The 1510-nt window shown below is 66.1% G+C and carries 2 protein-coding genes; one reads left to right on the top strand and one right to left on the bottom strand.

What is annotated here, in order from left to right:
* The first annotated feature begins 98 nt into the window (after window positions 1-98).
* Complete coding sequence (locus tag EN949_RS35165) at window positions 99-431, top strand: hypothetical protein (protein ID WP_245469426.1); 333 nt, start codon at window positions 99-101, stop codon at window positions 429-431.
* 18 nt (window positions 432-449) lie between these two features.
* Here EN949_RS35165 and EN949_RS35160 read toward each other — a convergent pair.
* The coding region (locus EN949_RS35160) for an amidase (protein ID WP_127371983.1) at window positions 450-1510 on the bottom strand (1061 nt) is incomplete at its 5' end.

The following is a 1510-nucleotide window of genomic DNA, read 5'->3' as shown; positions in this document are numbered from 1 at the left end:
GCCTGTAACCCATCGCGGTTTCGCCCCAATTCTCCGCGACGTTGAGAGCCATGCCCGGTCTCGCCTTCCTCTTTGTCGCTGCCTGTTCGCTCTGTGCCATGCCGGCATTCGCGGCCGAGAGCAGTTATGTCTATTGCGACAACGGGCTGCGCTGCTTCAAGGCGCCCTGCCCGTCCAACAGCGCACTCGACCTTGCCACCGGGACGATCATCAAGGGCGTGTCGATCGACCCCAGCGGCCTGCCGCAGGCCGACAAGGCCATAACCGATCTTTCCGACGCGCTTTATGCAGGCAAGATCGTCGTCAGGGGCTCGATCGAGCACCGCACCCAGACGATCGCCGGCAAGGAGTACAATTTGCCCTGGCTGGTCGCGACCCGTATCGTACGGACCGCCAAGGACAGCGAACGCAAGCACTGTTCGTCGCGCTGATGGGCGGTTCAGCCCTGCTCACGCGCCAAGCAGCTGCTCCACCTCTGCTGCTATGCGCAGCAGGCGTTGGTCATGGCCGTTGCGCGCCACCAGCATCAAGCCGGCGGGCAGCTGAGTGCCCGGCATCGGCAGCGAGATCGCGCAGAGATCGAACTGGTTGGCAACCTGCGTGTTGCGCAGCAGCAGGCCTTCGGTGCGGTCACGCAACCCGGCGTCGTCAGACATCGAGACGATGGTCGGCGCCGTCACCGGTGTGGTCGGCAAGGCCAGCACATCGACCGAGGACAGCCGCTCGTCCATGGCGGCGGCGAGCGCTGTACGACGGCGCATTGCCCGGATGTAGACAGGCGTCGGCAGCATGGCTGCCCGCGACAAAGGTCCGCTGACATGCGGGTCGACCGGTACCGAAGCTCCTGTCGCCAGCCAGTCGGCATGCACTTCGGCCCCTTCCATCGCGGCGATCGAACCACGCTTGGTGGCCGCGCGCAAATCGGCAAGCAGATCGTCGATCGACAGATCCTCGATCCGCGCGCCCGTCTGCTCGATCTTGCCAAGGCAGCGGTCGAACGCGGTCGCCACCTCGTCTTCCGTCTCTTCGAAAAGGACGCCGCGCGGAATGCCTATGCGAAGCCCTGCCAGGGCAATCGGCGTCAGCGCGGCCGGCACCTCACCGGCCATCACGGCGTCGGCGGCGGCACACTGAGCGACGGTTCGGGCAAGCGGACCGATCGAGTCCAGCGTGGCCGACAGTGGGAACGCACCGGCGAGCGGCACGCGCCGCGCCGTCGGCTTGAAGCCGACGACACCGTTGAGTGAAGCCGGAATGCGTATCGAACCGCCGGTGTCGGAACCGATCGATATTTCGCTCGTGCCCTCGCCGACGGAAACGCCGGCGCCTGAAGAAGAACCGCCCGGAATGCGGCTGGCGTCCACAGCATTGCCGGGCGTGCCGAAATGCTGGTTGTCGCCGATCGCGGTGAAGGCGAATTCGGTCATGTTGGTCTTGCCGGTGATAACCGCGCCGGCCTGCCGCAGCCGGCTGACGATCGCGGCATCGCGCAGCGGAGGTGCTGCGGTCT

It is taken from the genome of Mesorhizobium sp. M7A.F.Ca.US.007.01.2.1, assembly GCF_003998165.1.
GTDB lineage: Bacteria > Pseudomonadota > Alphaproteobacteria > Rhizobiales > Rhizobiaceae > Mesorhizobium > Mesorhizobium ciceri.
The sequence above is the reverse complement of the archived record's forward strand: the minus strand, read 5'-3'. Positions and strand labels throughout refer to the sequence as shown.

Excerpts from the sequence above, each read along its gene's own strand:
- EN949_RS35165 (WP_245469426.1), top strand. The coding sequence starts at position 99 with ATGCCGGCATTCGCGGCCGAGAGCAGTTATGTCTATTGCGACAACGGG.